We start from the raw sequence: 26,909 nt of genomic DNA, 5'->3' as shown, positions 1-26,909 counted from the left end.
CCGGACCGGGGGCAGGTCGGATACGCTGCGGTCCTTGCGTCCCTGGCTTCCTGGACGCGGAAGGCCGCCCCCACATGAGCGCATCCAGCCCCCTTTTCGGTGACCTGTTGCTCAAGCTGGGCATCGTCACGCCCGTGCAGGTGCAGGAGGCCCTGGCCCTCCAGGCCCTCACCGGTCAGCGCGTGGGCGAGGCCCTCATCTCCCTCGGCTACGTCACCCGGGAGCAGATTCAGGACGCGCTCGGCGAGGCCCTGGGCCTGCACCACGACAAGGGCCCCTCCCAGCCCGCGCTGGGCGAGCTGCTCGTGGGCCTCAAGTACGTGACGCTCGCTCAACTCGAGGAGGCGCTCGCCCGCCAGCGCCGCGACGGCCGCAAGCTGGGCGAAATCCTCGTGGAGCTGGGCCACTGCACCTACAAGCAGATCTACGAGGCCCTGGGCCTGCAGAACCGCATCGCCGGCCGCCAGGAGAACCCCCGCCCCTTCATCGACGGGCGCCGCCGCGTCGTCGTCGTCGATGACAGCCCGCTCGCCTGCGCCTTCGTGCAGGAAGGCCTCGTCGCCCTGGGCTACGAGGTGCTCTGCTTCCAGGACCCGTTCGAGGCCCTCGAAGGCATGAGCCGCCTGCAGCCCGCCATCGTCCTGAGTGATTTGGAGATGCCCGGCCTGGACGGCGTGGAGCTGTGCCGCCGCCTCAAGGAGGGCCCCACCCGCGGGCTGCCCGTCATCATCCTCACCGCGAACGACCGCGAGGCGGAGAAGGTGCGCGGCCTGCGCGCCGGCGCGGACGACTACGTCAACAAGTCCGCGTCCATGGACGAGCTCGCCGCGCGCATCGAGAGCGTCGTGCGCCGCACCGGCGAGACGGAGCGCATGCGCAAGCTGTTCGCGCGCTACACGTCCGCGGCCGTGGTGGATGAAATCCTCAAGAGCGCCGACGGCGTGGTGCTCACCGGCGAGAAGCGCGAAGTCACGCTGCTGTTCGCGGACATCCGCAACTTCACGGGCCTGGCGGAGAGCCTGCCTCCCGAGCAGGTCGTCGGGGTCCTCAACCAGGTCCTGGGCCGGCTGTCCGACGCGGTGCTGACGTGCGGCGGCACGCTGGACAAGTTCCTCGGCGACGGGCTGATGGCCGTGTTCGGCGCCCCGGTGGCGCGCACGGACGACGCGCTGCGTGCCCTCCAGTGCTCGAAGATGATGATGGACGCGATGACGGACCTGCGCGTGGAGGCGGAGGCCGAGTGGGCCGCCAACGGGCGCGAGGGCCATCCGCTGGTGCTCGAGCTGGGCGTGGGCATCAACTCCGGCGTCGTCGTCGCGGGCAACATCGGCAGCACCGTGCGCTCGGAGTACACCTGCATCGGCGACGCGGTGAATGTCGCCGCGCGCCTGTGTGCCCTGGCCGGCCCCGGGGAAATCCTGGTGGGCGAGCGCACCCGGGACCTGGTGGACGCCCGGGAGACGGCCTTCGAGGACCTGCCTCCCGTGCGCCTGAAGGGCAAGCAGCAGCCCGTGCCGCTCTACCGCGCCCTCTAGCCGCCGGGCCCCACGCGAAGTCTTTCGCGCCCCAGGGCGTCTCAACGGGTAGGGTGGGGGCATGACAGCACCCGCCTCCGATGCCCACCCTCCGCCCTCTCGCCGCTCCCCCGTCCTCTGGGTGGGGCTGGTGTTCGCCGTCGCGCTCGTCGGGGCGGTGCTGGTGGGGGCGCTGACGCGCTCGAAGGCGGTGCACGCGGAGCGCATCCATCAGGACCTCGCGGTGCTGGAGGACGCCCTGAACCGCTACCACGCGGACGGCAACGTGCTGCCGGAGGAGGCGGACCTGGAGCCGCTGCTCGTCCCCAAGTACCTGCCCGCGCTGCCCCTGGACCCGTGGGGCCGGCACTACCGCTACACCAGCAACGGCAGCCAGGTGTTCCTCGCCACGTTCGGCAAGAGCGATGACCGGGGCGGCAACGGCGAGGAGCAGGACCACACCAACCACGACGGCCACCCTCGGCCGGAGGTGAAGTAGCCGTCCGGACAGGCGTCCGCGCGGTGTGAGGGGAGCAGGCGTGCGGTGGTCCCCGCGCTCCTCCCCGTCCGCCGAGGGGGCCCCGTCCGCGCGCGGCGTGCGCATCTGTCCTCCAGGGGTGGAGTCTCGGCCATCCCTTCCGAGGAGGGCGGCCATGGCCATCGTCTGTGCGAGCCCGCTGATGGCGCGGGAGTCCCGCGAAGTGGAGGTCGCCGCGGCGCTGGCGGCGCGGCTGGGGGAGCCGCTGTTGCTCGTGGGCGTGATGGACGGCGAGCCCCTCACCGACGCCGTGCGCCGGGAGGCCCAGCGTGACCTGGAGGCCCAGGCGGAGCGGCTGCACCTGCCTCCGGGCCGGGTGAGCTGCCGGGTGCGCTCGGATACCGAGGCGGTGCTCGCCGACGAGGAGTGCAGGCACTCGCGCTGGGTGGTGGCCGCGGCGGAGGGCTGGCGCACGTCGGCGTGGCGGCGCGCCTCGCTGCCCGAGCGGCTGGCCCGACACGGCTGCGGACCGGTGCTGTCGGTGCGCCGCGCGGACGCGCTGGTGGACTGGATGCGCGGACGCAGGCGGCTGCTCGTCGTGGTGGGCGTGGATCCGCTGTCCCCCACGGCCGACGCGGCGGTGGGCTTCCTGCGCGAGCTGCGCCGGGTGGGGCCGTGCGACGTGCTGGCCACGTACGTGTGCTCGCCCCTGGAGGCGCGCGAGCGGCTGGGCATCCACACGCCGGTGCACGTGGAGGTGCTGGAGCCCGGCCTGCGGGATATGGAGGCGCTGGACCCCGCCGTGCAGACGGTGCTGCTGCGCGAGGTGCGCGAGCAGGTGGGCGACCTGCTCGGCGAGGGGAGCGTGGAGGTGGTGCTGGAGCCGGGCTTCGGGCGGTCGGCGGACCACCTGCTGCATGTGGCGCTCTCGCGCGGCGCGGACCTGGTCGTCGTGGGCATGCGCGCGCAGGGGCCGGTGAAGCGCTGGTGGCACGGCTCGGTGTCCGCGGGCGTGCTGCGCAACGCGGAGCAGGCGGTGGTGTGCGTGCCGGACACGCTGCGCGAGCCCCGTCGCGCGCAGCCTCCCAAGAGCGTGCTGGTGCCGGTGGACTTCTCCGACGCGTGCCTGCGCGCCATCACCCAGGCGCGCTCGATGGTGGGGCCGGGAGGCCGGGTGCACCTGCTGCACGTGCACCGTCGACGCTTCGGCGAGACGGGCTTCATGGACCACTCCGGCGTGCTGCCCGAGCCCCCGCGCGAGCACGAGGCGACGCTCCAGCGGCTGTGGGACCTGGTGCCCCGGGACGAGGGCGCGCGGGCGCTGCGCTGGAGCGTGGAGGGCGTGTCCGGGGAGGACATCGCGCTGGCCATCTGCCAGGCCACGGAGCGCGAGGGCGTGGACCTGGTGTGCCTGGGCACGTCGGGCGTGCCCTCCCAGGCCCCGGACGCGCTGCCCGTGGTGGTGGCCCGGGAGCTGGTGGCGCGCTGCCGTCGCCCCGTCATGGTGGTCCCTGCTTCGTGACAGCCCCGAGACAGCTGTCACCCAGGTACACATGAAAGGGCTTTCAGGTGGGTCGCTCCGAGCCCCACCTGCCAGGATACCCGGGGCGTTGAATGGAGGACCCGGGGGGGCGTTAGAATCCGGCCTCCACGCTTCAGGCAGCAGGGGGGTTGCCGGTGACGCTCAGCGGTTACCGAGAAGAAGAGCTCGTCTGCAATCGTGCCTCGCTCATCATCCACGGAGGCACGGAGGAGGAGCGACGCAGCTGGGCCCAGGAGGCCGCGCGCAGCTTCGACGTGGAGCTGGTGGAGGTGCGGCAGGCCGCGGACCTAGCCAACGCGCTCCGCCAGCGCAACGGCGTGGTGTTCATCCCGGACGCGGTGAAGCTGGGGCGCGAGGCGCAGGGGCTCATCCTGCGCTGCCTGCAGATGCAGGAGGAGCGGCCCAAGGTGGTGGTGGGCGTGTCGGGCGCGGCGGACGCGGCGCTCGCGCGCGGCACCCTGCGCGAGGACCTGCACTACCGGCTGCATCAGGCGCAGGTGGACCTCCAGAAGGAGGGCCTGCGGGATTTGCTGCGTCGGCGCTGGGCGCTCCAGGCCGAGCAGCTCGCGGTGAAGGCCGCCGCCGCCCGCGCCGCCGAGGAGAAGGCCCGCGCCGCCGCCGAGGCCCGCCGCCCCGGCACGGTGACGCGCACCTTCCCCAAGGCGCGCAAGCCCGTGTCGAGCACGCGCAAGTCGGCGCCTCGCAACGCCTCGCCGCGCTGAGGACCCGCGGTCCCGGCCCGCCGCGCCTCGAGTCAGGCGCGGTCGCCGGAGGCGTCGTCCGTGGCCCACCCGTGGCAAGAGGAGAGGCCATGACCCTGGAGCTCATCCGAGGTGACATCACCCGCGTCGACGCGGACGCCATCGTCAACGCGGCGAACAGCGCGCTGTTGGGCGGAGGCGGCGTGGACGGCGCCATCCACCGCGCGGCCGGGCCGGAGCTGTTGGCCGAGTGCCGCCTGCTGCATGGCTGCCCCACGGGCCAGGCGAAGCTGACGAAGGGCTACCGGTTGCCCGCCCGCCACGTCATCCACACGGTGGGGCCCGTCTGGGGCGGGGGGGCTCGGGGCGAGGAGGCCACGCTCGCGCGGTGCTACAAGAGCGTCTTCGCCCTGGTGGAGCAGCACGGCCTGCGCTCGGTGGCGTTCCCGTCCATCTCCACGGGCGTGTATCGCTTCCCCATCGAGCGGGCGTCGCTCATCGCGCTCCGGGAAATCCGGGCGGCGCTCGGGCGGCTGCCCCAGCTGGAGAAGGTGACGGTGGTGCTCTTCTCCCAGGCGGACCTGGAGACCTACCAGCGAGCCCTCACGGCGCTGTCGTCAGGGGGAGGCGGGGGCGAGAATGTGTGAACGAGAAAAACTGGGCTAGAGTTTCGCCCACGTCCTTTCTTCGTCGGAGCATCACATGTCTCAGGATAACGCCCCCGCCAAGCCCAAGCGCGGGCTCAAGCGGCCCATCGAGGTCGTTCGCGCCGAGCTGCTGAACGACGCGGACACCAAGAAGATCGCCAAGGCTGTCGGCATGAAGCTGGAGGACTACGTCGAGCTGGTCCTCAAGTACGCGCAGGACAAGGACCTGGAGCCGGAGCTCAACATCGTCCCCGACGAGGAGCTCAAGAAGAACGGCATCACCCCGGTGACCTCCGATGAGGCCGCGGATCTGCTCATCCGGGGCATGAAGGGCGAGCTGCCCGGGTCGGCGCCGGACTTCGACAACTCCAAGTTCGAGAAGTCCACCCCGGGCACCGCGGGCAAGCCCTCCCTGAACGCGGACGCGCCTCCGTCGACGACGACCCAGGCTCCCTCCACGGGGGGGAACCAGGACGCCGCGGCCCGGCAGGCGATGTTGGATCAGATCAAGCGGGGCGGTGGTGGCAGGGCCTGAGGTCCTGCCCCGGGGGGCGGAAGTCCGGAGAAATTCTCACGGAAATTCTGGCGGAAACTATTCAGCCGCCCTGTCGAGAATCACTTCGAGTCTTCCTTCTCCCAAAAAACTTCCGCGTCCCCCGCGAACTTTGAGGTGTCACCATGGGCCTGTTCGACAAGCTGAACCCCGCGAAGCTGTTCCAGAACGTCATCAAGACCGTTGGCACCGCGGCGGAGAAGGTCGGCGGCATCGCCGGTGGCATCGCGAAGTTCGGTGAGAAGCTCCTGGGCTTCCTGAAGAAGCCGGCCTCGGAGATCATCGAGCCCATCACCAACAAGATCAGCGAGCAGATCAACAAGATCCCCTACGTGGGCAAGTTCCTGGCCCCGGTGGTGGACGGCCTGCTGAAGCAGGGCGTGACGTCGCTGGTCGGCGAGGGCCCCATCGGCGGCATCGGCGCGCTGGCGAAGGCCACCTCGAAGCTCGAGGACGTGACCAAGGTCGCCGAGCAGGTTCGCGCTGGTGCCGAGAAGGTGGGCGCGTGGACGGACAACGTCCTCGGCCAGCAGAACGTGCAGAACATCATCGCGCAGCGCCACGCCGCCTTCATCGAGTAAGGCACCTCGCGCCCCTGGCGCGATGAGGTGGCAAGCCAGAGGGCCGGTCCTCCGCCAACGCGGGGCCGGCCCTTCGGCTTTGCGGGGCGGATGCGAGGGCCGGTCCTCCGAGAGAGGACTGGCCCTTCGGTTTGTGGGCATGCGACGAGGGCCGGTCCTCCGAGCGAGAGGAGCCGGCCCTTCGGTTTGTGGGCATGCGACGAGGGCCGGTCCTCCGCCACGCGGGGCCGGCCCTTCGGCTTCACGGGGTGGAGACGGGAGCGGGTCCCGCGCGGGAGGCGGGGCCCGTCCTGGGTCCATGCGGAGCGCGGCCTGCGCTTCGGACGGGCCGATACCCGCGAGGGTCGAGCTGTCGCTCGGGCTCGGCTCACGCGGCAGGGCGGGCCGGATGATCCTCATTCCTCGAGAATCGGGAGCCCGAAGTCATACTGTGAGTGGTTGAGTCCACCCGGCTCGCGAGGCCAGGTGATTCGTGGCGTGGCCGGAGGGGAGCGGCGAACTGGCGGCCTCACACGCGCGATGGGAGCGCCGCTCCGCGGATCAATCATCCCGGATCCACGGGCCCCGCCCGCCTCACGCCTCTTCGCGCATCAGCCGCTTCACGTCGACGAGGAGCCGGTCCGTCGAGTCGCTGTCGGCGCTGTCGTAGTACCCGCGAATCTCCCCCTTCGAGTCCACGAGGACGAAGTGGGAGCCGTGGAAGATGGAGGTCAGGTCATCCTCGGGGGCGCCGGCCTCGCGGCCCATGCTGACCTTGAAGCCCTGGACGATGACGTCCTGGAGGACGGCGTAGTCGCCAGTGAGGAAGCTCCAGCGGGCGAAGTTGGCGCCGTGCGTCTGGCCGTACTCGGCGAGGCGCTCGGGGGTGTCGTACTTCGGGTCGACGGAGAAGGAGACGAGCTGGAGGCCCGTGCCGTGGGCGTCGGTGCTCTTCTGCACGTGCGCCATCTTCCGGGTGAACGCGGGGCAGATGGTGGGGCAGCGGGTGAAGATGAAGTTGGCGATGTAGGGGTGCCCGCGGAGCTGGGCGTTGCCGAAGGGCTGTCCGTCCTGCCGGGTGAACGAGAAGTCCGGGAGGGTGCCGAGCCGGGGCAGCGGCTCGCTGCTTCCGCGCACCAGGGACAGGCCCAGGGCGGCGGTGAGTCCCAGGGCGATGACGGCCAGGCCGGCCCAGAAGGCGGGGCGCTGGGTGAGACGGGCCTGGGGGAGCGCGAGGGGCGATTCGGCGGACATGGGCCTGGGACTAACGAAAGGCCTGGGAGCGCACAAGCGCCGAGGTGTCGCAGGGGCCAACCCGCCTACTCGCGAGGTGTAGCCGGTGGCAGGTCACCCCGGTGGGCAGCCGAGCCCAGGGGGCCTCGGCTTGAGACGGTCACTCCCTCGTGCTAGCCGGGAGGGCGGTGATGAACGGTGAGCGCTCCAACCAGGGTCGACGAGCCGCATCCCGCCTCCCGGGAGCGGGCAGGCGCGTCTTCGCCCCGTCCGAGCCTCGACCGTCGTGCTGCCCCGGCTCGACACCCAAGGGCGGCCGAGGCTGCGAGCCTCATCGAGGCGCCTCTGCGCGCCCGTCGCTCGCCCCAACCTGGGAGGACTGCCGGGACGACGAGTCCTTCCGAGGTGCCACCGCGCCTCTGGCTTCCCACCCGACGCCCGAGGAAGGCCGAGGCGGCGAGTCCCCTCGAGGCGGCTGGCGCCGGTGGACCGCCCGGTCTTCGATGTCGGGCGTGAAGCCCTCACGGAGCACCACGTCTCGTCGATGTGTCGCGAGCCAGGCGCACGCCGCCGCGGCCCTCGCGCTGGCACTCCTGGCCCTGCTGCCCGTGGAGGCCTGGGCCTGCGCGACGTGCTCGCTCAGGGAGCCGGAGTCCGCGGTGCGCTCGGTGCTGCTCGTGGTGGGCTTGATGCTCACGCCCTTCGTGGTCCTGGGCGTGGGCGTGTGGGCCGTGCGTCGCGCCAGCCGTGAGGACACCCGGAAGGACCCGACATGAGCACCCCCGTCGAAGGGTCTGCCCCTGTCTCGACGGACACGGTGAAGACCCTCGCGTTGCCCGAGAACGCGAGCACCCACGGCCCTCGCATCGACGCGCTGCTCGGGTGGAGTCACCGCTTCGAGGCGGGCCTCGCGGCGATTGCGCTCGGGTGGATGCTCATCGCGGTGTGGCGCTTCCGGGGCGCGAAGCGCGCGGCCTCGGACGGAGGCACCAAGCGCTCCATCGCCTTCGTCCTCGGCCTGGCGCTGACCACGTTCCTCATCGTGGACGGGACGCTGCTGGTGGGCTCGGAGGGCTACCTGCGGGACGTGCTGTGGAACCTCCAGGTCCCCGCCGAGGACCCGCGCACGGTGCGCATCGAAATCAACGCGCACCAGTGGTCCTGGGAGGCGCGCTACGCGGGCGAGGACGGCCGCTTCAACACGCCCGATGACGTGGTGACGTGGAACGACCTGCGGGTCCCCGCCGGCGTCCCCGTCTGGGTGCAGCTCGTCTCCACGGACGTGGTGCACGGCTTCTCGTTGCCGCACTTCCGCGTGAAGGTGGACGCGATTCCAGGCCGCGTGAACCAGACCTGGTTCCAGGCCGAGCGCGAGGGCACGTGGGAGGTGGCCTGCTACCAGCACTGCGGCACCAGCCACTACCGGATGCGCGGTGAGCTGCGCGCCCTGTCCTCGGAGGCGTACGCCGCGTGGCTGCGCGAAGCGGGGCGACAGGCGCTCCAGGCGTACGACGCGGACGACGTCGCGGCCCACTGGGGCTGGGACTGGAGGACGCCGTGAGCGTCGACCACAAGCAGGTGGCCCGGCGCTACCTGTGGAGCGGGCTGGGCTTCCTCCTCCTGGGCGGACTGCTGGCGCTGCTCATCCGCTGGCAGTGGGCGTGGCCGGGGCAGCCCGTGCCTGGGCTCGCGTGGGCGCTGCCCGAGTCCCGAGGCGCGCTGACGCCGCCCACGTACACCTCCGTCTTCACCATGCACGGCCTGGTGATGATCTTCTTCGCGGTGACGCCGCTGCTCTTCGGCGCGCTGGGGCACTTCGTGTTGCCCCTGGCCATCGGCGCGCGGAGGCTCGCGTTCCCCCGGCTGTCGACGCTGGGCTTCTGGGTCTACGCGCTGGGCGGCGCCCTCGTGCTCCTCTCGTTCGCGGTGCGGCTGGGGCCCGCGAGCGCGGGGTGGACCGCATATCCCCCGCTGTCGACCACCGCCTTCACCCCGGGTCTGGGCCAGACGCTGGTGACGGTGGCGGTGTTGTGCGCGGGTGTCTCGGCCTTCACGTACGGGCTGAACTTCGTCGTCACGGTGGCGCGATGCCGAGCGCCCGGGATGACCTGGGGCCGACTGCCGCTCACCGTGTGGGGCCTGTTCTTCGCGTCGGTGTTGAACGTGCTCTTCGTGCCGGTGCTGGCGGCCGCCACCGTGTTGCTGTTGATGGACCGGTTGCTGGGGACACAGTTCTTCATCGCGGGCGCGGCGGCGGTGGGCGGCGGCGGGGACCCGGTGGTGTACCAGCACCTGTTCTGGCTGTTCGGCCACCCGGAGGTCTACATCCTCATCCTGCCCGCGTGGGGCATGGTGGGGGACCTGGTGTCCTTCTTCAGCCGCAAGCCCGCGCACGGCTATCGCCTGACGGCGGGGGCCATGGGCGGGGTGTCCGCGCTGAGCGGGCTGGTCTACGCGCACCACCTCTTCACCAGCGGGATGTCGCCCTTGTTGGGGCGCACGTTCATGGTGTTGACGCTGCTCATCTCGCTGCCGGCGGAGGTGATGTTCCTCAACTGGCTGATGACGCTGTGGCGCGGCAGCGTGCGGCTGACCTCGCCGATGCTCGCGGCGCTCTCGACGATGGGGGTGTTCGGACTGGGCGGAATCACCGGGCTCGCGCTGGGAGCGGTGGCCACGGACGTGCCCCTGCACGGGACGCTGTGGGTGGTGGGGCACTTCCACCTGACCATGGGCGCGGCCAGCTTCCTGGGCGTCTTCGCGGGGCTGTACTTCTGGTTCCCCAAGATGTTCGGGCGACCGCTTCACGAAGGGCTCGCGAAGGCGCACGTGGTGTCGAGCGCGGTGCTGTTCCTCGGGGTCTTCGGCGGACAGCTCGCGGCGGGCTACGCGGGACAGCTGCGCCGGCTCTATGACCCGTACCAGTACACGTACCTGAAGCACCTGCTGCCGCTGAACCAGTGGACCACGGCGTGCGCGTTCCTGCTCGGGGCCGCGCAGGTGTTGTTCGTGGTGAACCTGGTGTGGACGCTCTGGCGCGGGCGCGTGGCGGACGCGAACCCGTGGCAGGTGGGCACGCTCGAGTGGACGTGCGCGGCCAGCCCTCCGAGCGACGAGAACTTCGAGCAGCTCCCCGTCGTGCTGCGCGGGCCGCATGCGCTGTCCCAGCCGGAGGTGCTGGAGCAGCTGGGCCGCGACTGGGTGGGACAGGCGGAGGCGCTGCCCGCGGAGTCTCCAGCCATCAGCAGCCCGCTGCCCCTCCTGGAGCGCACGTCATGAGCACGCGGCCCGAAGCGGACACCCGGGCCGAGGCCACACAGTGGCTCGGCACGGTGCTGGGCCTGTCCGCGTGGGCGATGTTCTTCGCGGCGCTCGTGTTCGCGGTGGGCTGGTACCGGATGCGGGAGGCGTGGCCCTCGCCGCGGGTGCCCACGTGGGGACTGGGCCTCACGGGGCTCCTGCTCGTCGCGGGGAGCGCGGCCCTGCACCTGGGCTCACGCCGCGAGGGCCCTCGTCCCCTGTGGGCAACTTGGGGAGTGTGGGCCGCGGGGCTCGGGTTCCTCGTGCTCCAGGCGATGTGGATGCACCGGGCCTGGTGGACCGAGCACCTGCGCATCCCCGAGAGCGGCGTGTCCGCGTCGGCCTTCCATGGCCTCACCGCGCTGCACGCGCTGCACGTGCTCGCGGTGGAGGTCGGGCTCTTCGCCTGCTGCTGGCGTCATCTGCGCGGAGCGGACGTGCGAGCCTCGTGGCGGACCTGGGCCCTGGGCTGGCACTTCGTGACGGTGACGTGGGTGTTCCTCTTCATCGCGGTGTACCTCCCATGACCTCTCGTGTGCTGTCGGCCCTGCTGCTCCTGGTGTCGCTCGCGGGGTGTCGCTCGAAGAGCTCGCCCACGTTCGAGCCCCTGAAGCTCGCCGACGGCCGCGTCCTCTCCGCGGAGACGCTGGTGCGTGGGCACTCGGTGTACGCGTACTACTGCGCCTCCTGTCACGGAGCGCAGGGCGACGGACAAGGCCCGGCGGGACGGGGCATGCGGCCCGTGCCTCGCAGCTTCCGTCAGGGACTGTTCAAGTTCGGCGGTGTCTCCGTGGGAGAGCTGCCCACGGACGAGGCGCTGAAGCGCACGCTGCGACGAGGGCTCCATGGCACGCCGATGTTCGCGTGGGATGTGCCCGACGCGGACCTCGACGCGGTGGTGCAATACCTCAAGACCTTCAGCCCTCGCTGGAAGGAAGAGGTCCCCGGCAAGCCGCTGGAGATGTCACCCGACCCGTGGCGAGGCCGTGAAGCGGAGGCCATCGAGCGGGGCCGCGTCGCCTATCACGTGTCGGGCGCGGGCAACGCGGGCTGCTCCAGTTGTCATGTCGCGTACCTTCCCCGCGCGGAGCTGGCGGCGTTGATGAAGAAGGCCACGGGGCGCGACGTGGACCTGTCCAAGGTGGACCCCTACACCGCGCAGGTCCGCGAGTCGGACCACGCGGTGGAGGTGGACGCGAACGGCGAGCCCACGCGCACGCAGAAAGTGCTTCCGCCAGACTTCCTCTTCCAGCCCCTGCGCACTATCTGGCCCGTGGGAGAAACCGTCGAAGGCGCGCCGTACACACCCGGCCGTCAGCGCGAGGACCTCTACCGGGTCATCGCGGCGGGCGTGGGCGGCGCGGCGATGCCGACGTGGAAGGGAGCCATTCCCGAGGAGAACCTGTGGGCGCTCGCGTACTACGTGCAGACGCTGGTGGTGCTGCGCGACACGGACGAGGCCGCTGTGCTGAGGGCGCGGCTGCGCGGCTCCACGATGAACTGAAGAGGAGGCCACGCCCGCTCGGGCCCACGCGCGTGCTCCGCGCGCGGGAAGCTTCAGGTCCCCGCCACGTCGTCACCCCGCGCCAGGGCATGGCTGCCGCCGCCCTCGTTGGTCCAGACATCCTGGTCCAGCAGGTGGTTCCTCCAGGTGGAGGGCGCGGTGGCGGGGACACCCCGCGTCGTGCCCCCGAAATCCAGCAACCGCAAGAGGTTCTCCTGAGGGGTGATGCGATAGGAGAACCAGAGCCCGCCGAGCTCCACGAGGTGCTCGCCCGCGTCCAGGCCGGCGATGTCACTGCGGCTCGGCCCCCCGTCCACGGCGGAGTATCTCCGGGGCGCCAGCTCCGCCATCGCCAGCAGATGCAGCGCGACGGCCATGCGCATCTCATTGGGCAGTTGCCAGTATGCGTGGTGGAGATGGAGCGGGATGTCGACCGTGTACGAAGGCATGGCGGACCTCGGGCGGCCCGCCGCGCGACTCGCGAGAAGGACAGCTTGAAAGGGGAAGGTTGAGCTTCTTGAGGATGGACACGGAGGCGGCCGCGGACATGGAGCGGCGGGCCACTCGCCCGCCGAGGGGGCTCGGGGATGGGTCCTCGGTCCTCGGGGCGGGATGCCCTCCCCGCTCGGGCACCCGTCGCGACCTCCCCGGGGCGTGTATGCCAGCGAACGGTGGTCCGCGGGCCCGGCGCTCTCCCCGCTCACCTCCGGGAGGCCCAGGCCTTATCCCCTCTCCAGGAATGCACGGGATGGCGTCTCCGTGCGGCAGAACGATGGGGCCACACGATGAACCGCATCGCTGACATCATCCACCGGCACTACGACGCCATCGTCCGGCTGTGGACCGAGGAGGCGACCCGGGCCGCCTCCGCCCGAGGCCTGGACGCCCCCGAGCTCAAGAACATCATGCCGACCTATCTGGCCTCGCTCGCGGAGGACGCGAAGGCGCCGGCCACCACCTTCGCTGAGCGGCGCAAGTACGTGGAGGGCCATGTGGCCGCGCGACTCCGCCAGGGGTTCCACGTCGCGGAGGTCGTCGAGGAGTTCGCGCTCCTGGGCAGGTGCATCTCCAGGATGTGGGCCGAGGCCCCGCCCCAGGCGCGGCCCGACGTCGAGGACGTCGAGCGGCTGCTCGGTGAGCTGCATGCGGCCTCGGCGAGCGTCATCGCGCTGTTCAGCGAGCACATGCGGGAGGATGAGCAGGCGGAGAAGCGCTACCTGCGGCTCATCCAGAAGGTGGCCAACGAGGCCCTGGAGGTGGACGCCGCCTCCCTCCAGGAGCGATTGAGGGAGGTCCTCGAGCTCATCATGGAGGCGCTGGGGGGACAGGGCGCGGCCCTGCTCTTGAAGGAGACCCCGCTCCCCGGTCTCGGCACGGTGGTCTCCACGGGCGTGGCGATGGAGGCCCTCGCGCGATACGCGACCACTCGAGGCGTCGTGGACGAGGACCCCGGCTCGGGCGAGGAGGCGGAGGCCACGCCGATGGCGGTGAGCGAGGACCTGCGGCGCGAGGGGCTCTGCTCGTTGCTGGGAATCCGGCTGGCCACGCACTACGCCCTGAGGGGCGTGCTGTACGTCGGCGTCGCCGCGTCGCGCGACTTCACGGCCCGGGAGCGGAGGCGGCTCGAGTCCCTGGGCGAGCGGCTCACCATCCACCTGGACAACGCGAAGCTGTACGCGGACCTGCAGACGAAGGTCGACACCCTGCAGGAGGAGCGGGTGCTCCGGGAGCGCTTCGTCTCCGTCCTGGCCCATGACCTGCGGGGGCCGCTGTCGGCGGCGAAGGTGGCGGCGCAGTTGCTCCTGCGCCGGCCGGAGGTGATGGAAGAGCGGCGGGACCTGGCCCGGCGCATCGACCAGAACATCGAGCGCACGGACCGCATGGTGCGGGACCTGCTCGACGCCAACCGCCTGCGCGCCGGGGAGCAGCTCTCGCTCCAGTTCGCGCCGTGCGACCTGCGGGCCATCGCCCGGGAGGTCATCGAGGAGCTGAGCACCATCCACGGCGAGCGCTTCCTCCTCGTGGCCGAGGCGCCCGTCGAGGGCTTCTGGAGCGAGGACGAGCTGCGCCGGGCACTCTGGAACCTGACCAGCAACGCGGTGAAGTACGGCGCGAGCGACTCCCCCGTCACCCTCACCGTCGCGCGGACGGGCTCAGGCGCGCGCGTCTCCGTCCACAACGAGGGCCGGGCCCTCTCCCAGTCCGACCAGGACCTGCTCTTCAAGCCGTTCTCGAGGACGCGCTCTGCGCGCGAGGGGCCCTCGAAGGGCTGGGGCCTGGGGCTGACCCTGGTCTGGGGCTGTGCCCAGGCCCATGGTGGACGGGTGAGCATCGAGAGCGGGGAGCGCACCGGGACGACCTTCACGCTGGAGCTGCCGCTCGATTCCCGGGCCGTCGCCGCCGTGGTCGCCTGACTCGCGCCGACCTCGCGCGCGAGGACGTCCGCGCCGGGAGATTTCACGTCCGGAACTGGCGATGGCGTGAGGCGCCGAGGGCCCGCGCGCCGCTCGGAGTGGACCCTGGTGTGCCCGGTGCAGTGCGGCCGGAGGTCCCCTTTGCGGAAGCGAGCACATGTCCCGAATCGACGCAGCAGGCAGCAACGCCCTGGCCCTCGACGCTGTCGCCGACGAGGTGCCCACGCCGGCGCGGCCCCCCTCTCAGCCGCCCCTCCTGGCCTCCCGCGAGCGCAACGCGGTGCAGCCGTTCAAGCAGCCCGCCTCGAAGTCCCCGTCCCCTCCGAGCCAGGGGAGCACGTCCCGGGACACCGGCCCCACCGTGTCTGCCGGAGAGCTGACGGCGCTGGGCGGCAGGCTCCGGGCCCGGAGCGCGGAGGTCCCCGCGGACGTCTACCCGGACCTCCAGGCGAGGCTGACGCGGAGCCTCGGCGACTGGACGGTCAGCGACGCGGACGTGCGCACGGTGCACACGCTGTTGGGACAGCTCCCGCCGGAGGGCTACCGCGCCACCCTGGAGCGGATGGAGCGCGATGGCCTCTTGAAGACCTTCCTGGCCGAGCAGACCCCCGAGGCGCGCGCGTCCTTCCTGGAGCAGGCCCACGCCAAGGGCACGCTCCAGCGGCTCGCCGGAGAGCCCGCGTCGGGGCCGCTGGGCTACCCGGGCAGGCCCGCCTTCTTCCGCAACGACGTGGCCCTGCCGGACTCGCTGCGCCAGGCCGTGAGCGAGCACGCCGTCACCGCGGGCAGGACGTACCTGGCCGACCACGCCGCCTACCTCGGCCGCTACGTCCAGGCCGTCGAGCAGGCCCAGGGACTCCCCGAGCTGCGCAAGCTGGGCCCTCCCCGGGAGGCGCGGCTGTCGGACTCGATGCTGGGGCTGTCGCGCGAGGACCCCCGGCGGGAGGCGCTCGCGAAGCAGTGGCGCCTGGCGGTGGGCACCGCGGGGGCCACGGGCTGGGTCTACCAGGCCATCAACGCCCGTCAGCGAGAGCTGCTCGGCGAGCGCCCCGGCGGCACCTTCTCCCTGAATGGCAAGGCGGAGCTGCAGCACGACCACCTCCAGCTGGGAGGCGAGGCGCGGCTCGACTCGCGGGGCCGCGTGGAGCTGAAGTCCTCGGGCGGCGTGGCGCTCAAGGGCGGACCCGTGGGGCTGGAGGTGACGCGCGACTCGAAGGGCCAGCTCCAGTCGGAGGTGAAGGTGGACCTGGGCCTGTTCTCGGTGAGCCACTCCTCGGACGGCGACCTCAAGCTGTCCGTCGGCGTGGGCAAGCACGCGGGCAGCTACAGCAAGCTGAACCTGAGGGAGGCGGAGTTCGGCGGGGGCGTCTTCGTCGACGTGAAGGGACAGGGCAACAAGGCCGAGCTGCGGCTGGGCTACGAGATGAAGGGCCTCACGGCGAAGCGCGCGACGCAGGCCGTGGACCGCCAGCACGTGGGCCTCTTCGACACGCCGCCGGAGCTGGCGCGGGGAGTGGCCTGGGAGGCGCTCCCCGAGTCGAGGCGTGAACGCTACCGGCGCAACGGCTGGAACCGCGAGGAGTGGTCCCGGGCCCGGGGCACCTGAGTGCCTGGACAGCGTGCTGACCGGGGCTCCCCCGTCGTACCGGAGGGCAGGCGGGAGGGGGAGGCACCCGGGATGGCGCATGCGCAGTCTCCTTCCATCGGCCCCCTTCCACCCAGGGGCGAGCGAGGACACGCGCATGGCGACGGAGCGAGCGCAGCGGTTCGTGGAGGCACTGTCGAGCCTGGAGGAGGACGGCGACCTGGAGGCGCTCGTCGCGCTCTTCAGCGACGATGCCCAGGTGAGCAACCTGGCCTCTTCCCGGGTGTTCAAGGGGAAGCAGGGCGCGCGTCAGTTCTGGCGCGAGTACAAGGCCACGCTGCGCCAGGTGAAGTCGTCCTTCCGGAACATGATTGAGGCGGGGGACCGGGTGGCGCTCGAGTGGGAGTCCCATGGCACCGCGCAGAACGGCGCGGCCGTGGCCTACGAGGGCGTCTCCATCCTGGAATGGGATGGCGAGCACATCCGCCGCTTCTACGCGTACTTCGACCCGCACGCGCTGGGGGAGGAGCTGGCGCACGGCACCGCGCAGCGCTCCCAGGTCCCCTCCACCGCTCCGGCGTGAGCGGGCCTGGGGCTCACGCCGTCTCCGGCGTCCTGGGCAGCTCCACGGTGACGGTGGTGCCCAGCCCCGGTGAGCTCTCCAGGTGGATGTGCCCGCCGTGGGCCTCCACCACCTGACGGGAGAACCACAGCCCCAGGCCGAAGCCGCCGTAGTGCCTCAGCGGCACCGCGCGGCCGAAGCGCTGGAACAGGTGGGCGAGCTGCTCGGCGGGGATGCCGATGCCGCGGTCCCTCACCACCAGTCGCGCCAGGTCTCCGGGGATGCAGGCCACCTCCACCTCCACCGGGCGGCCCAGGCCGTACTTGAGCGCGTTGGACAGCAGGTGCGTCACCATGCCGTCCACGCGCGAGGCGTCCCAGCGCCCGGACACGGCGCCGTCGGCGCGCAGGAAGATGGTGGCGCCCGCGCGCTCCTTCTCCTCGGTGAAGCGCGTGAGCACCTCCCGGCACACGTCCACCAGGTCCACGGGCTCGGGCGTCAGGTGCAGCCGGCCCTCGGACAGGTGGGCCACCTCCAGCAGCTCGTGCACCAGCCGGCCCAGCCGGTCCACCTGCTGCACGGCGGACGTGGTGCGCGCCCGCACCTCCCCGTCCGAGGACATGCGCCGCAGCCGGGACAGCTGGAGCTTCAGCGCCGTCAGCGGCGTGTTCAGCTCGTGGCTCGCGATGGCGAGGAACTCGTCGCGCAGCTGGAGCGCCTGCTGCGTCTGGTGGAACAGGTGGGCGTTCTGCACGGCGGCGCTGGCGCGGCGGGCCAGCTCCATGGCCAGCTCCAGGTCCTCGGCCGTGTGGTGCCGGCCGGAAAGGCAGTGGCCCAGCGTGAGCGCGCCGAGCACGCCCTCGGGCGTGTCCAGCGGGACGGACAGCCAGGACGTGGGGGCCAGGGTGCGCAGCAGGGCGAGCGTCTCCGGCCCGCACGCGGTGGACTCCACCCAGGCCGCGTCGACCTGGGGGGCGAAGACGGGCTGGCCGCTGGCGAGCGCGCAGATGGGCGTGCCGGGGCGCTCCGGGGGGCGCCAGTGGCTGGCGGCGAGCAGGCCGGCGCACTCGGGGGTGGCGGCGTGGAAGGTGCGGCGCACCTCGTGGTCCGGCCCCATCACGTCGATGATGCAGAAGTCGCCCAGGGTGGGGACCAGGCCCAGCGCGACGCCGCGCAGGGTGTGGCCCAGGTCCAGCGACGTGGCGAGCATGGCGGTGGCGTGCTGGAGCAGGCCCACGCGCTCCACCTGGCTGCGCTCGGCGGCGAGCAGCCGGGCCCGCTCCAGGGCCATGGTGGCCTGCTGGGCCAGCATGTCGATGAAGGCCCGCTCCTCCTCGTCGAAGTCGTGCGCGCGGCCCCAGATGAAGGCCAGGCAGCCCACCGTCCTGTCGCGGGCGATGAGGGGCAGGCACGCGATGGACAGGTCTCCGTGCTCGGGGCGGGCGGGGTCGGCCGCGATGGGGAAGCGCTCGGCCAGGGTGGCGAAGTCGGACAGCCATAGGGGCGCGCGGGTGCGCACGGCCTCGGCCACGGGGACGTTGGCGCCCAGGGGGACGTGGGTGAAGGCGGCCTCGATGGCCGGGGGGCAGCGCACGGTGTGGACCAGCTCCAGGGTGGAGCCCCGGGCCTCCAGCAGGTAGAGGCCGCCGGTCTGGGCCTCCAGGGTGCGCACGGCCTCCACGACGACGGCGCGGGCGACGTCCTCGGAGGTGAGGGCGCCGGAGAGGGCGAGCGTGAGCGACTGCAGACTTCGCATGCGCGCGCTGGCGAGCTCGGCGCTGGCGCGAGCGCGGCGGCTCTCCGCCAGCAGCTCCACGCTGGGACCCGGGCCCTCGTCGGGAGGAGGCAAGCGGAGGCTGACGGACGAATGCTTCTCCATGCGCGGCTGCCCGATGGCGCAGGTGACACCCCGGGCTGCCTCCACTGAAACGCATCCGGAGCCGGATTTCCGGCCCCGGGCGGATGATTGTCGGGCGCCCGTCAGTCCCCCGCGCGGGCAGTGAACACACCGGCCGGGGTCTTCCGACCCCGAGCCCGGAGGAAGGTGGCTGTCGGACAGAGTCCGCCGCCCGTCATGCGGCTTCCGCAACGCGGAGTGTGGCGCTACCGTCGCCCCTGGGCCTCGGAGTCATGCTTCCGGGGTCACCACCTGGTTGGGAGGTTTCGTTCGGGTCCCCTCATGCAGGCCGTCTCCGGCCGCCTCTCGTCTTCCACATCGCGTCCACGAAACCCCTGGCCGGTCCCCGTTGCGGCGACTTTGCAATCGGTTCCGGGTTCTTCGTGAGTCACGTCGGCATGATGGAAGCAGGCCCCCGGCACCCCTGCCGCACCTGTCCGCCCCTCCGCCACGAGCCCCTCACGGATACCCACTGATGAACCGCCTCGCCGCCGTCCTCGTCATCCTGTCGCTGCTGTCCACCACCACCGCCCAGGCCCAACAGAAGAAGTCGCCGCCCGCCAAGGACGCGCCCACGAAGCAGGCCCCCGCCGAGGAGCAGGCCGCTCCGGCGGAGGACCCCTCGCTGGACTTCGACCTGCTGGAGCCCGCCGAGGACGTCGCCGCCGCCCAGGTGGACCCGGAGCTGCAGAAGCGCCTGGACCGGCGCCGCACCATGCTCAAGCTGCACCAGGGCCTGGGCTTCGCGCTGGCCGCGGGCCTGGTCACCACCACGGTGATTGGCCAGCTCCAGTTCAACGACTCGTTCCGCGGCGGCGGCGATGACCGCAACCTGCTGGGGCTCCACCGCGGCTTCGCCGTGGGGACCTCCGTGGTCTTCGCCTCGGTGGGCCTCTTGGGCCTGCTCGCCCCGGAGCCCTTCGAGAAGCAGAACGCCGAGTGGGACACCATCTCCTTCCACAAGCTCTTCATGTCCCTGGCCACCGCGGGGATGATCGCGCAGATCATCCTCGGCATCATGGCCACGGACCGCTTCGGCCGGCTGTCGGAGACGGACCTGGCCACCGCGCACCAGGTGGTCGGCTACACCACGCTCGGGGCCGTCACGGCCGGCATCTTCACCCTCTTCTTCTGAATCTTTTCCCCCGGGCGCCGTTGGCCTCGGAGGGACGACCTCTGCATCTCCTGGAGACGGACATGACCGTTCGACGACTCGCGCTGCTCACCACCCTGCTGCTCTCCGTGCCCGCCCTGGCCCAGGGTGGGGCCAAGACGTACGCGCTCAAGAAGGACGCCAGCACGCTCACCTACAAGCTGCACCACCCCGCGCACGAGGTGGTCGGCACCGCGAAGCCCAGCGACGGCAAGGCCCTGCTGAAGGCGGACGGCACGCTGCAGGTGGCCGTGCGCGCCAACATCAAGGACTTCGACTCCGGCAACGCCAACCGCGACCAGCACATGTGGGAGGTGACGGAGGTGGCCAAGCACCCCATCGTCGACTTCAAGGGCGTGGCGACGGGGGTGAAGCTGCCCGCGACCTTCCCCTCGAAGGTGCAGGTGACGCTCAAGGGCCAGCTGCTCTTCCACGGGGAGAAGCAGGGCGTGGAGGTGCCGGTGACGGTGCTGTTCAAGTCCGCCACGGAGGTGACGACGGAGGGCTCGTTCACCGTCAGCCTGGAGCAGTTCAAGATCGAGCGCCCGTCGCTGCTCATGGTGAAGGTGGACGACAAGCTGGTGCTGGAGCCCAAGCTGGTCTTCGTGGTGGAGGGGACGTGAGCACGTCGCGACGTGGCTTCCTGAAGGGCATCCTCGGAACGAGCGCGGCGGGCGCGGCCGCGACGGCGCTGCCGGGCTGCGCGCCGGACATCGACCCGGCGCCGGTGACGGACGTGACGGCCAGTGCCGAGGGCGTGGTGACGCTGCAGGTCTCGCGCTATCCGGACCTGGAGCGCGTGGGCGGCGCGATTACGCTGCGCGTGGCGGGCGAGGAGACGGACCTGCTGGTGACGCACTCCGGGCAGGACACCTTCTCCGTGCTGTCCAACCTGTGCACCCACGCCGCGTGCCCGCTCGGCTTCGACGGGCGCGAGGTGGTGTGCCCGTGCCACCTGTCCAAGTTCAACCCCATCGACGGCGCGGTGACGCAGCGGCCGGCCACGGTGGGCCTGCGCAAGTTCGCCTCCACGTACAACCCGGGCAACCGCGAGCTGACCATCGAGCTGCGCGCGGGTCAGGGCGGCTTCCCCTCGGCGGTGAACGGCGAGGTGCGGCTGCCCTTCTCGCAGTTCCCCACGCTCAAGGACAACGGCAGCTTCGTGGAGGGTGTCCCTGGCGGCTACGGGAAGAAGATCTTCATCGCCCGCGCCTCGGATGGCTCGCTGTCCGCGGTGGACGCGCTGTGCACGCACCAGGCCTGCGAGGTGTCCGCGCGTCAGGCCGAGCAGGACTACATCTGCTTCTGCCACAACTCGACCTTCACGCTGCAGGGTGCGGTGACGAGAGGGCCCGCGACGTTGCCCCTGAAGAAGTTCACCGTGACGGAGACGACGGACGCGGTGGTGGTGACGGGCGTGCGGTGACGTCCGGCGCGCGGTGACGCGCGCGCGAGTGACGGCTTCGGCTCGAGGGCCTCGCGGGTCTCCACTCGGTGGAGACTCTCGGGGCCCTTGACGTTTTCCCGGGGCGTGAGAGCCCATGGGGCCTCTTGTACCCCTCGGGGAAATCGAGCATGGATGTCATGGAAATGGAATCCATCTCAATGAGCAGGATTTGCGTGGGTTGGGCTCGCAGGGGGGGGGTCGGGGTCCTGTTGCTGGGGTTGTGTCTGCTGCCGTTCGGGTCGAGGGCGGAGGTGTCCCCGGACGTGAAGCGCTACCTGCTGTCCATCCATCGGCTGGTGGAGGACCTGGAGCACGAGCGGGCGCTGGAGCAGATCTCCCGGGCGAAGAAGGTGTCGAAGGGGCCCGAGGACGACGTGGCGGTGTCGCTCTACGAGGGCGTGGTGCTGGCGGAGCTGAGCCGCGGGAAGGAGGAGGCGGACGCGGCGTTCCAGGCGGCGCTCTTCCTGGACCCGGAGGCGAAGCTGCCGCTGGCGGTGTCGCCGAAGCTGAGGACGCGCTTCGAGGCGGTGCGCCAGAAGGTGCTCGCGGAGCTGGCGGCGCGGGGTGAGCGGCCCGAGCCGTTGAGGAAGGAGGACGGGGAGGGCGTGGGTGCGCGCATGGACGACGAGTCCGCGACGGGGAACTCGGACCGGGTGCTGCCTGGCGGTGACGGCGCGCTGTCCGGGCGGGCCGTCTCCCTGCGCGAGCGGGCGTGGATTCCGGCGGCCGTGGGCGGGGCGCTGGCGGCGGGGGGCGGGGTGATGTGGTGGTTGGCGTCGCGGGAGGAGTCGAAGCTGGATGAGCCCTCACCGGACCTCCGCTCCCGGGACGATGCGCGGAAGGTGGCGTCGCGTGCGCGGTCGCTCCAGTCGGTGAGCGTGGGGTTGCTGGTGGGCGGCGTGGTGGGGCTGGGGGTGGGGACGGGGATGTACCTGTTGGGGGCGCCGCGGGCACCGCTGGCGCTGACGGTGGGGACGGATGGGACGTCCGCCTTCGTGTCCGGGAGGTGGCCGTGAGGACGGGGATGCGGTTCGTGGTGGCGGTGGCGTGTGTGCTCGGCCTCCAGGCCGTCGTCTCGTGCGTCGACGTGGAGGAGCGGACCTCGCGCTTCTGCCGGGAGCACCCGGAGATTTGTGACGCGGACGCGGGCGCCCACGATGCAGGAGACGCCGGGGACGCGGGGCCCGACGGAGGCGTCGACGCGGGTGATGCGGGCCCTGACGGAGGCCCCGACGCGGGTGACGCGGGCCCTGACGGAGGTCCCGACGCGGGGCGTCCCCGATGGGACGCGGCGGGGACGCCGAACACGGCGCGGACGGGGCACACCGCGACGTTGCTGGCGGATGGGCGCGTGCTGGTGGTGGGCGGGTTCTCGAACGCGAGTGGGACGGGAGCGCTCACCTCGGTGGAGCTCTACGACCCCCGGAATGGCGGCTCGTGGACGAGCCTGCCGCCCTTGCAGGTGGCTCGGGGTGAGCACACCGCCACGTTGATTTCCGGAGGGAAGGTGCTGGTGGTGGGCGGCCGCGCGGGGGCCACTCCGACGAAGAGCGTGGAACTCTATGACCCGGCCTCGGGCACCTCACCCCGACCGGACCTGCCGATATCGGCTCGCGCGAGCCACGGGGCGGTGCTCCTGCCGGACGGGGACGAGGTCCTGGTGATGGGAGGCGGGGCGAACGGGGAGACGGGCCTCGGCGACTCGGCGCGCTACGCGGTGTTCGGAGGGACCTGGTCGACCGGGAGCGGCTCCATGCGCGCGGAGCGCAACGTCCTGTCCGTCACGATGGTGCTCAACCGGGTCTTCGCGGTCGGTGGCTACAACGCGAGTCGGACCGAGGGCAGCTACGACGTGTACACGCCAGGGGAGGGGTGGAGCGTCGCCGGTGGTCCCTTGCTGGAGCCTCGGCACGCTCATGCCGCGGCGGTGATAGGGCAGGGCGAGGCGGCCGCGCAGCTGCTCATCACGGGCGGCAAGCGAGGGGATGGCGCGGGCTCCGTCATCGCCCTCTCCTCGACCGAGTTGATTCCGACCGAGGAGGGCAGCGGCAACACCCCGATTCCCATGGACGCGATGTTCGACGCGCGCTTCGCGCACACGGCGACGACCCTGAAGTCGGGGGACGTGCTGGTGGTGGGGGGCTCGGAGGCGGACTATGACTCGCTGTCGACGGTGGAGCTCTTCGACTCGAACCAGCTCGAGTGGGTGCTCCGGCCCGCCCTGCCGACGGCGCGCGCGGGACACACGGCGACCCTGCTCGATGATGGCTCGGTGCTGGTGATTGGCGGGCACGGCTCCAATGGCGCCGCGCTGAAGTCCGCCGAGCGCTACTGGCCCTGACGCACGGAGGAGGCGCGCATGGTGACAGGATTCAAGCGGCGGCTGGCGGAGACCATCGCATGGTGTCTGCCACGCGCCGAGGCCGCCAGGGCCGGGGTGACGACGCGCTCGGTGGAGCTGATGCCGCCGGTCTGCGGGCATGACGGCGACACGCTGGTGTTCCAGTTGTTGAGCGCGCCCGCCGTGCCCGCGGAGGCGGTGGACTTCATCGTCGAGCGACGTCGCCGGGCGCTCGAGCGGCTGAAGCTGCCGCTGCCGCCGCTCGGAGACTTGATGGGCGGGCGGGTGTTCGCGACACACTTCGACTCGGACCTGTGTGGCGCGGCGACGCAGCCGTCAAATGGCTACCTGGATGACTACGACATCCCCGGCTGGGACACCTGGTTCGCGCACGACAGCGAGTGGAAGGGCGACTACACAGAGGTCCACGGCGGCCTCGTCTACGGCTGGGTTCCGCCCGTCCTCCTCGAACTCGCGGACCAGGGGTTCTATGTGATTCCCGTGTCCAGCGTGTGGTGGGTCGAGGACGCGGAGCTCCGCCGACTGATGGCGACGTGAGCTCCGCTTCCTCGAGGTGACGTCAGCGCAGCCGCGTCCAGAACGAGCGGCGCGCGGAGATTCGCTCCAGGGCGTGTTGCAGCTCCTCGTCCGCGTCGGCGCGCTGGGCGATGTCTCCCAGCGAGATGATGCCGACGAGCCGGTCATCGCGCTCGATGACGGGGAGCCGGCGAATCTGCCGACGGGCCATGATGTCGATGAGGCCATGCAGGCTCTCGTCGAGCGTCACCGCCTCCACGTCCTCGGTCATCACGTCCGCGGCGCGCAGTTGCTCCGGTGAAGTGCCACCGGCGAAGGCGCGCAGCGCGAGGTCCCGGTCCGTGACGAGCCCCACCAGGCGGCCCTGCTCGTCGACGATGGGGACGACGCCGCAGTCCTCGTCCTTCATGATGCGCGCCACCTCGCGCAGCGGGCTGTCACGCCGCACCGAGCGCACGTTGCGCGTCATCACGTCGCGAGCCGTCAGCGGCTCGCGCTGCCAGCGCTGGGACATCCCGAGCGGTGGCGCGCGATAGTCCTGGCTCCGGTCCTCGCGGAGGTGGTCCGCGACGAAGGTGCGCTCCGAGCGCTCGACGCCAGACGTGCCACGCGAAGGCGAGGACGTGCGCTCCGAACGAGAACCTCCTCGCGAGGACGAAGACACCTCACGGCCCTCGCGTGAGCCTTCCTCCGGGCGCACCACACCGGAGCGCTCACGCGACCGCGCGGACATCTCTCGCTCCTCGCGCCAGCCCTCATCGGAGTGCTGCCGCGAAGGCGCGGAGAGGTCGCGACGGCCGCGCACGCCACCCTCCGAATCGGGATGCTGACGCGACGGCGAAGCACCGCGCCATCCACCCTCTGCGCGCTCCGGGTCGGAGTGCTGACGCGAAGGCGCGGCCAGGTCGCGACTGCCACGCCATCCGCTCCCAGCGCGCTCACCCGGGCGGCTCACGTGGGAGCGCGCCTCGAACTCGAGCGTCTCCTCCGCGAGCCCCAGCTCCGTGTCGACATCGCCCGTGTGGAACGCGCGTCCCTCGCTCCGGCGAGGCGGCTCATGGAGCGTGCTCGTCTCCAGCGGCAGCGGCGCCTCCTCGCGAGCCCGCCAACCCGCGACCGCACCCGGCGCGTCCCCGCGCATCCGCGACTCCTCGCCGCCGTACCCCTCCCGATTCCACGACCGATAGTCCGCGGGCTGGGGCGAAAGCTCCCGGTCCTGCGTCCCCATGCGCGCCCGAGGCCCCACGCCCGTGGCGTAATGGTCATCCCGGTCATCACGCCCATAGGGCCCGCCCTGGACACCTCCGCTCGCCCACGCCTCGTCGGAGCGGTCCTCCACCGCCGTCCGGGGCTGCGCCATGCGCAGCGAAGCGGCGCGGTGATAGCGTCCCTCCCGCGACGAAGGCGCCTCATCCCGAGCGGGGTTCCAGCCCGACACATCGGACTCACTCCGCTCACGAGACCCAGGCGGCGCCGCGTCCGCCGGCCGAGCCGTCTCCATGCCGGGCCGAGCGGCGGCCCCCCGCGCCTCATCCTTGCCGTTGTCCATGCCTCGATGCGCCATGCGGCGCACGCTGGTGACGGCCCCGCGCTCCACCAACCCGCCACACCCACGCGGACCCACCCGAGTGTCCGCTTCCCATCGGCCCCGCGCACCGACTTCCCACGAGCCAACACCCGCGCCGCCCTGCACCGGACACGCCCCCCGACCGGAGGGCTCGACACGGGCCCCCGCGAAAAGAAACGCGCGTGCCCCCAAGCAAGGGAGACACGCGCGAGCTTCAGCGAACCGAAGGACGACCGCGCCCTAGCAGCAGGGGTCGTTCTTCTCCTCGCAACAGGCCTGCGTGGTGGAGACCTGGGGCGAGGTGCTCTGCGTCTCGGTGGAGGAGGTGGACGTGGCGCTGCCATCGCCTCCGTGGATGCGGGCGAGGTCCTTCACGAACAGCTCCTTCAAAGTCTTCACCTTGTGGCTCTTCATGATGCGTCTCCCGTAGGGGTGAGGCCGGTCGCCGAATCGACCGGCACGCCAGAGCGTAGGCCCCGCCCGGAAACCCGGGAAGCGTCATGTTTCACATGACTCACCGTGTCTCACGACTCACGCGAGCCCACTGAAATCTTCCACCACGCTCCCGAGCGCGGACGCCGTGCAGCGAATGCTCGTTCAGTGGACGGCCCAGCGCTCCGCGATTTCCTCACACGCGAGCACCACGTCACTGAGTCGGCGGATATGCGCGCGGGGCGCGGTGAAGAGGGTGCCCGCGAACACGTCCACCACCTGCACCATCCGGTGGTCCGACGGACCCAGCTGACACAGGTGCTGCTCGGCGAAGCGCTGCAGCATCGTCCCGATGTACTGCCCGGAGCGCTCATCCAGCGGATGGTGCTTGGAGAAGTAGAGCTTCATCAGGCCCACGCGTGGATTGCCATGTCGGTCCATGCGCTGCAGGACGACCTCCGGCCGCACGCTGATGGTGACCCCCGCCATCTCGAGCACGGGAGGCTCGGCGCCCACGGGGCTGATGATGGTGTCCTCCAGCCCCAGCCACGGCACCAGGTCCGCGAAGCGCTCCAGCGCCTCCGAGCACAGATGCAGCCGCTGCGCCTCGAACTCCGACTGCGGCACGCTGCACGCGAAGCGGCGCTGGTGCTCGCGGAGGATGGCCGGGTCCAGGTCACGACACAGGAAGTCCGTGATGGCGAGCGACGCCTCCGGGTAGCGCAGATACTGCTGCTCGGGCGGGTGCTTCTGGTCGTAGATGATGCGCTTGCGACGAGCCGGGGTGGCGGTGAGGTACTCACCCAGCTTGTTCACGGATACACGAGGCAGCTCACGGACTTCCGCCATGGAGTTTCCTCCCCCTGGATGTGCTGGCGAATGAGCACACAGTACAGGGAGGGGCTGACATTCCAGACGGGGCGTGAGGGATTGCGCGCGGG

27 protein-coding genes are annotated in these 26,909 nt (G+C 71.4%); 21 read left to right on the top strand and 6 right to left on the bottom strand.

Annotated elements, in window-relative coordinates:
- The first annotated feature begins 74 nt into the window (after nt 1-74).
- From OWM54_RS20655 to OWM54_RS20625, 7 genes are all read left to right on the top strand, one after another.
- Complete coding sequence (locus OWM54_RS20655) at nt 75-1,535, top strand: adenylate/guanylate cyclase domain-containing protein (protein ID WP_267698580.1); 1,461 nt, start codon at nt 75-77, stop codon at nt 1,533-1,535.
- 61 nt (nt 1,536-1,596) lie between these two features.
- Nucleotides 1,597-2,013 carry a type II secretion system protein GspG gene (locus tag OWM54_RS20650; protein ID WP_223750976.1) on the top strand — a complete coding sequence of 139 codons (417 nt, stop codon included), beginning with the start codon at nt 1,597-1,599 and terminating at the stop codon, nt 2,011-2,013.
- 154 nt (nt 2,014-2,167) lie between these two features.
- Nucleotides 2,168-3,514 (top strand): universal stress protein, encoded by a 1,347-nt coding sequence (locus tag OWM54_RS20645; protein WP_223750977.1) that lies wholly within the window; start codon nt 2,168-2,170, stop codon nt 3,512-3,514.
- A gap of 155 nt (nt 3,515-3,669) precedes the next feature.
- On the top strand, nt 3,670-4,257 hold the full coding sequence (locus OWM54_RS20640; protein WP_141333031.1) for a Fis family transcriptional regulator: 588 nt from the start codon (nt 3,670-3,672) through the stop codon (nt 4,255-4,257).
- A gap of 89 nt (nt 4,258-4,346) precedes the next feature.
- Complete coding sequence (locus OWM54_RS20635; RefSeq protein WP_267698579.1) at nt 4,347-4,883, top strand: O-acetyl-ADP-ribose deacetylase; 537 nt, start codon at nt 4,347-4,349, stop codon at nt 4,881-4,883.
- A 55-nt stretch (nt 4,884-4,938) separates the two neighbouring features.
- Entirely contained in the window at nt 4,939-5,418 is a 480-nt protein-coding gene (locus tag OWM54_RS20630) for a hypothetical protein (RefSeq protein WP_141332586.1), read from the top strand.
- A 143-nt stretch (nt 5,419-5,561) separates the two neighbouring features.
- A complete protein-coding gene (locus tag OWM54_RS20625) occupies nt 5,562-6,017 on the top strand; it encodes a hypothetical protein (protein ID WP_267698578.1) in 456 nt (151 codons plus the stop codon).
- A gap of 573 nt (nt 6,018-6,590) precedes the next feature.
- Here the strand turns inward: OWM54_RS20625 and OWM54_RS20620 are convergent.
- Nucleotides 6,591-7,250, bottom strand: a complete 660-nt coding sequence (locus OWM54_RS20620) for an SCO family protein (RefSeq protein WP_223750979.1) — start codon at nt 7,248-7,250, stop codon at nt 6,591-6,593.
- 491 nt (nt 7,251-7,741) lie between these two features.
- On the opposite strand from OWM54_RS20620, the gene OWM54_RS20615 reads away from it, so the two are divergent.
- The 5 genes from OWM54_RS20615 to OWM54_RS20595 are packed head-to-tail and all read left to right on the top strand — an operon-like array spanning nt 7,742 to nt 12,033.
- Nucleotides 7,742-8,005 (top strand): hypothetical protein, encoded by a 264-nt coding sequence (locus tag OWM54_RS20615; protein WP_267698577.1) that lies wholly within the window; start codon nt 7,742-7,744, stop codon nt 8,003-8,005.
- On the top strand, nt 8,002-8,790 hold the full coding sequence (locus OWM54_RS20610; RefSeq protein WP_267698576.1) for a cytochrome c oxidase subunit II: 789 nt from the start codon (nt 8,002-8,004) through the stop codon (nt 8,788-8,790). The genes OWM54_RS20615 and OWM54_RS20610 overlap by 4 nt, the downstream gene beginning before the upstream one ends.
- Entirely contained in the window at nt 8,787-10,508 is a 1,722-nt protein-coding gene (locus OWM54_RS20605) for a cytochrome c oxidase subunit I (protein ID WP_267698575.1), read from the top strand. Before OWM54_RS20610 ends, OWM54_RS20605 begins: the two co-directional genes overlap by 4 nt.
- Entirely contained in the window at nt 10,505-11,056 is a 552-nt protein-coding gene (locus OWM54_RS20600; RefSeq protein ID WP_267698574.1) for a cytochrome c oxidase subunit 3, read from the top strand. Before OWM54_RS20605 ends, OWM54_RS20600 begins: the two co-directional genes overlap by 4 nt.
- Complete coding sequence (locus OWM54_RS20595; protein WP_267698573.1) at nt 11,053-12,033, top strand: c-type cytochrome; 981 nt, start codon at nt 11,053-11,055, stop codon at nt 12,031-12,033. The genes OWM54_RS20600 and OWM54_RS20595 overlap by 4 nt, the downstream gene beginning before the upstream one ends.
- A 53-nt stretch (nt 12,034-12,086) precedes the next feature.
- Here OWM54_RS20595 and OWM54_RS20590 read toward each other — a convergent pair whose 3' ends face one another.
- Nucleotides 12,087-12,482, bottom strand: coding sequence for a hypothetical protein (locus OWM54_RS20590; protein WP_141332592.1), 396 nt, complete (start codon nt 12,480-12,482; stop codon nt 12,087-12,089).
- A 336-nt stretch (nt 12,483-12,818) separates the two neighbouring features.
- On the opposite strand from OWM54_RS20590, the gene OWM54_RS20585 reads away from it, so the two are divergent.
- The 3 genes from OWM54_RS20585 (at nt 12,819) to OWM54_RS20575 (ending at nt 16,615) form a co-directional block, all read left to right on the top strand.
- The gene (locus OWM54_RS20585) at nt 12,819-14,447 is read left to right on the top strand and encodes a sensor histidine kinase (RefSeq protein WP_267698570.1); all 1,629 of its coding nucleotides are present in this window, start codon (nt 12,819-12,821) and stop codon (nt 14,445-14,447) included.
- Between the two features lie 157 nt (nt 14,448-14,604).
- The gene (locus OWM54_RS20580; RefSeq protein ID WP_267698569.1) at nt 14,605-16,053 is read left to right on the top strand and encodes a hypothetical protein; all 1,449 of its coding nucleotides are present in this window, start codon (nt 14,605-14,607) and stop codon (nt 16,051-16,053) included.
- Nucleotides 16,054-16,189: 136 nt separating this feature from the next.
- On the top strand, nt 16,190-16,615 hold the full coding sequence (locus OWM54_RS20575) for a nuclear transport factor 2 family protein (protein WP_223750987.1): 426 nt from the start codon (nt 16,190-16,192) through the stop codon (nt 16,613-16,615).
- A 13-nt stretch (nt 16,616-16,628) separates the two neighbouring features.
- On the opposite strand, the gene OWM54_RS20570 is transcribed toward OWM54_RS20575, so the two are convergent.
- Nucleotides 16,629-18,473 (bottom strand): sensor histidine kinase, encoded by a 1,845-nt coding sequence (locus tag OWM54_RS20570; protein ID WP_223750988.1) that lies wholly within the window; start codon nt 18,471-18,473, stop codon nt 16,629-16,631.
- A 493-nt stretch (nt 18,474-18,966) separates the two neighbouring features.
- Here OWM54_RS20570 and OWM54_RS20565 point away from each other — a divergent pair, with 493 nt between their 5' ends.
- From OWM54_RS20565 to OWM54_RS20540, 6 genes are all read left to right on the top strand, one after another.
- On the top strand, nt 18,967-19,626 hold the full coding sequence (locus OWM54_RS20565; RefSeq protein ID WP_223750989.1) for a hypothetical protein: 660 nt from the start codon (nt 18,967-18,969) through the stop codon (nt 19,624-19,626).
- A gap of 62 nt (nt 19,627-19,688) precedes the next feature.
- A complete protein-coding gene (locus OWM54_RS20560; RefSeq protein ID WP_223750990.1) occupies nt 19,689-20,267 on the top strand; it encodes a YceI family protein in 579 nt (192 codons plus the stop codon).
- The gene (locus tag OWM54_RS20555) at nt 20,264-21,070 is read left to right on the top strand and encodes a Rieske (2Fe-2S) protein (RefSeq protein WP_223750991.1); all 807 of its coding nucleotides are present in this window, start codon (nt 20,264-20,266) and stop codon (nt 21,068-21,070) included. Before OWM54_RS20560 ends, OWM54_RS20555 begins: the two co-directional genes overlap by 4 nt.
- Before the next feature lie 284 nt (nt 21,071-21,354).
- Entirely contained in the window at nt 21,355-22,107 is a 753-nt protein-coding gene (locus tag OWM54_RS20550; protein WP_267698568.1) for a hypothetical protein, read from the top strand.
- The gene (locus tag OWM54_RS20545) at nt 22,104-23,432 is read left to right on the top strand and encodes a Kelch repeat-containing protein (protein WP_223750993.1); all 1,329 of its coding nucleotides are present in this window, start codon (nt 22,104-22,106) and stop codon (nt 23,430-23,432) included. The genes OWM54_RS20550 and OWM54_RS20545 overlap by 4 nt, the downstream gene beginning before the upstream one ends.
- 18 nt (nt 23,433-23,450) lie before the next feature.
- The gene (locus OWM54_RS20540; protein WP_223750994.1) at nt 23,451-23,990 is read left to right on the top strand and encodes a hypothetical protein; all 540 of its coding nucleotides are present in this window, start codon (nt 23,451-23,453) and stop codon (nt 23,988-23,990) included.
- Between the two features lie 22 nt (nt 23,991-24,012).
- On the opposite strand, the gene OWM54_RS20535 is transcribed toward OWM54_RS20540, so the two are convergent.
- The 3 genes from OWM54_RS20535 to OWM54_RS20525 form a co-directional block, all read right to left on the bottom strand.
- A complete protein-coding gene (locus OWM54_RS20535) occupies nt 24,013-25,593 on the bottom strand; it encodes a CBS domain-containing protein (RefSeq protein ID WP_267698567.1) in 1,581 nt (526 codons plus the stop codon).
- A gap of 183 nt (nt 25,594-25,776) precedes the next feature.
- Nucleotides 25,777-25,950 carry a hypothetical protein gene (locus tag OWM54_RS20530; RefSeq protein ID WP_170300510.1) on the bottom strand — a complete coding sequence of 58 codons (174 nt, stop codon included), beginning with the start codon at nt 25,948-25,950 and terminating at the stop codon, nt 25,777-25,779.
- A 183-nt stretch (nt 25,951-26,133) separates the two neighbouring features.
- Nucleotides 26,134-26,817 carry a hypothetical protein gene (locus OWM54_RS20525; RefSeq protein ID WP_141332498.1) on the bottom strand — a complete coding sequence of 228 codons (684 nt, stop codon included), beginning with the start codon at nt 26,815-26,817 and terminating at the stop codon, nt 26,134-26,136.
- Nucleotides 26,818-26,909 lie beyond the last annotated feature (92 nt).

This window comes from Myxococcus sp. MISCRS1, from assembly GCF_026626605.1.
GTDB lineage: Bacteria > Myxococcota > Myxococcia > Myxococcales > Myxococcaceae > Myxococcus > Myxococcus fulvus.
Note: the sequence above shows the minus strand (reverse complement) of the source record. Positions and strands in the feature narration are given on the sequence as shown.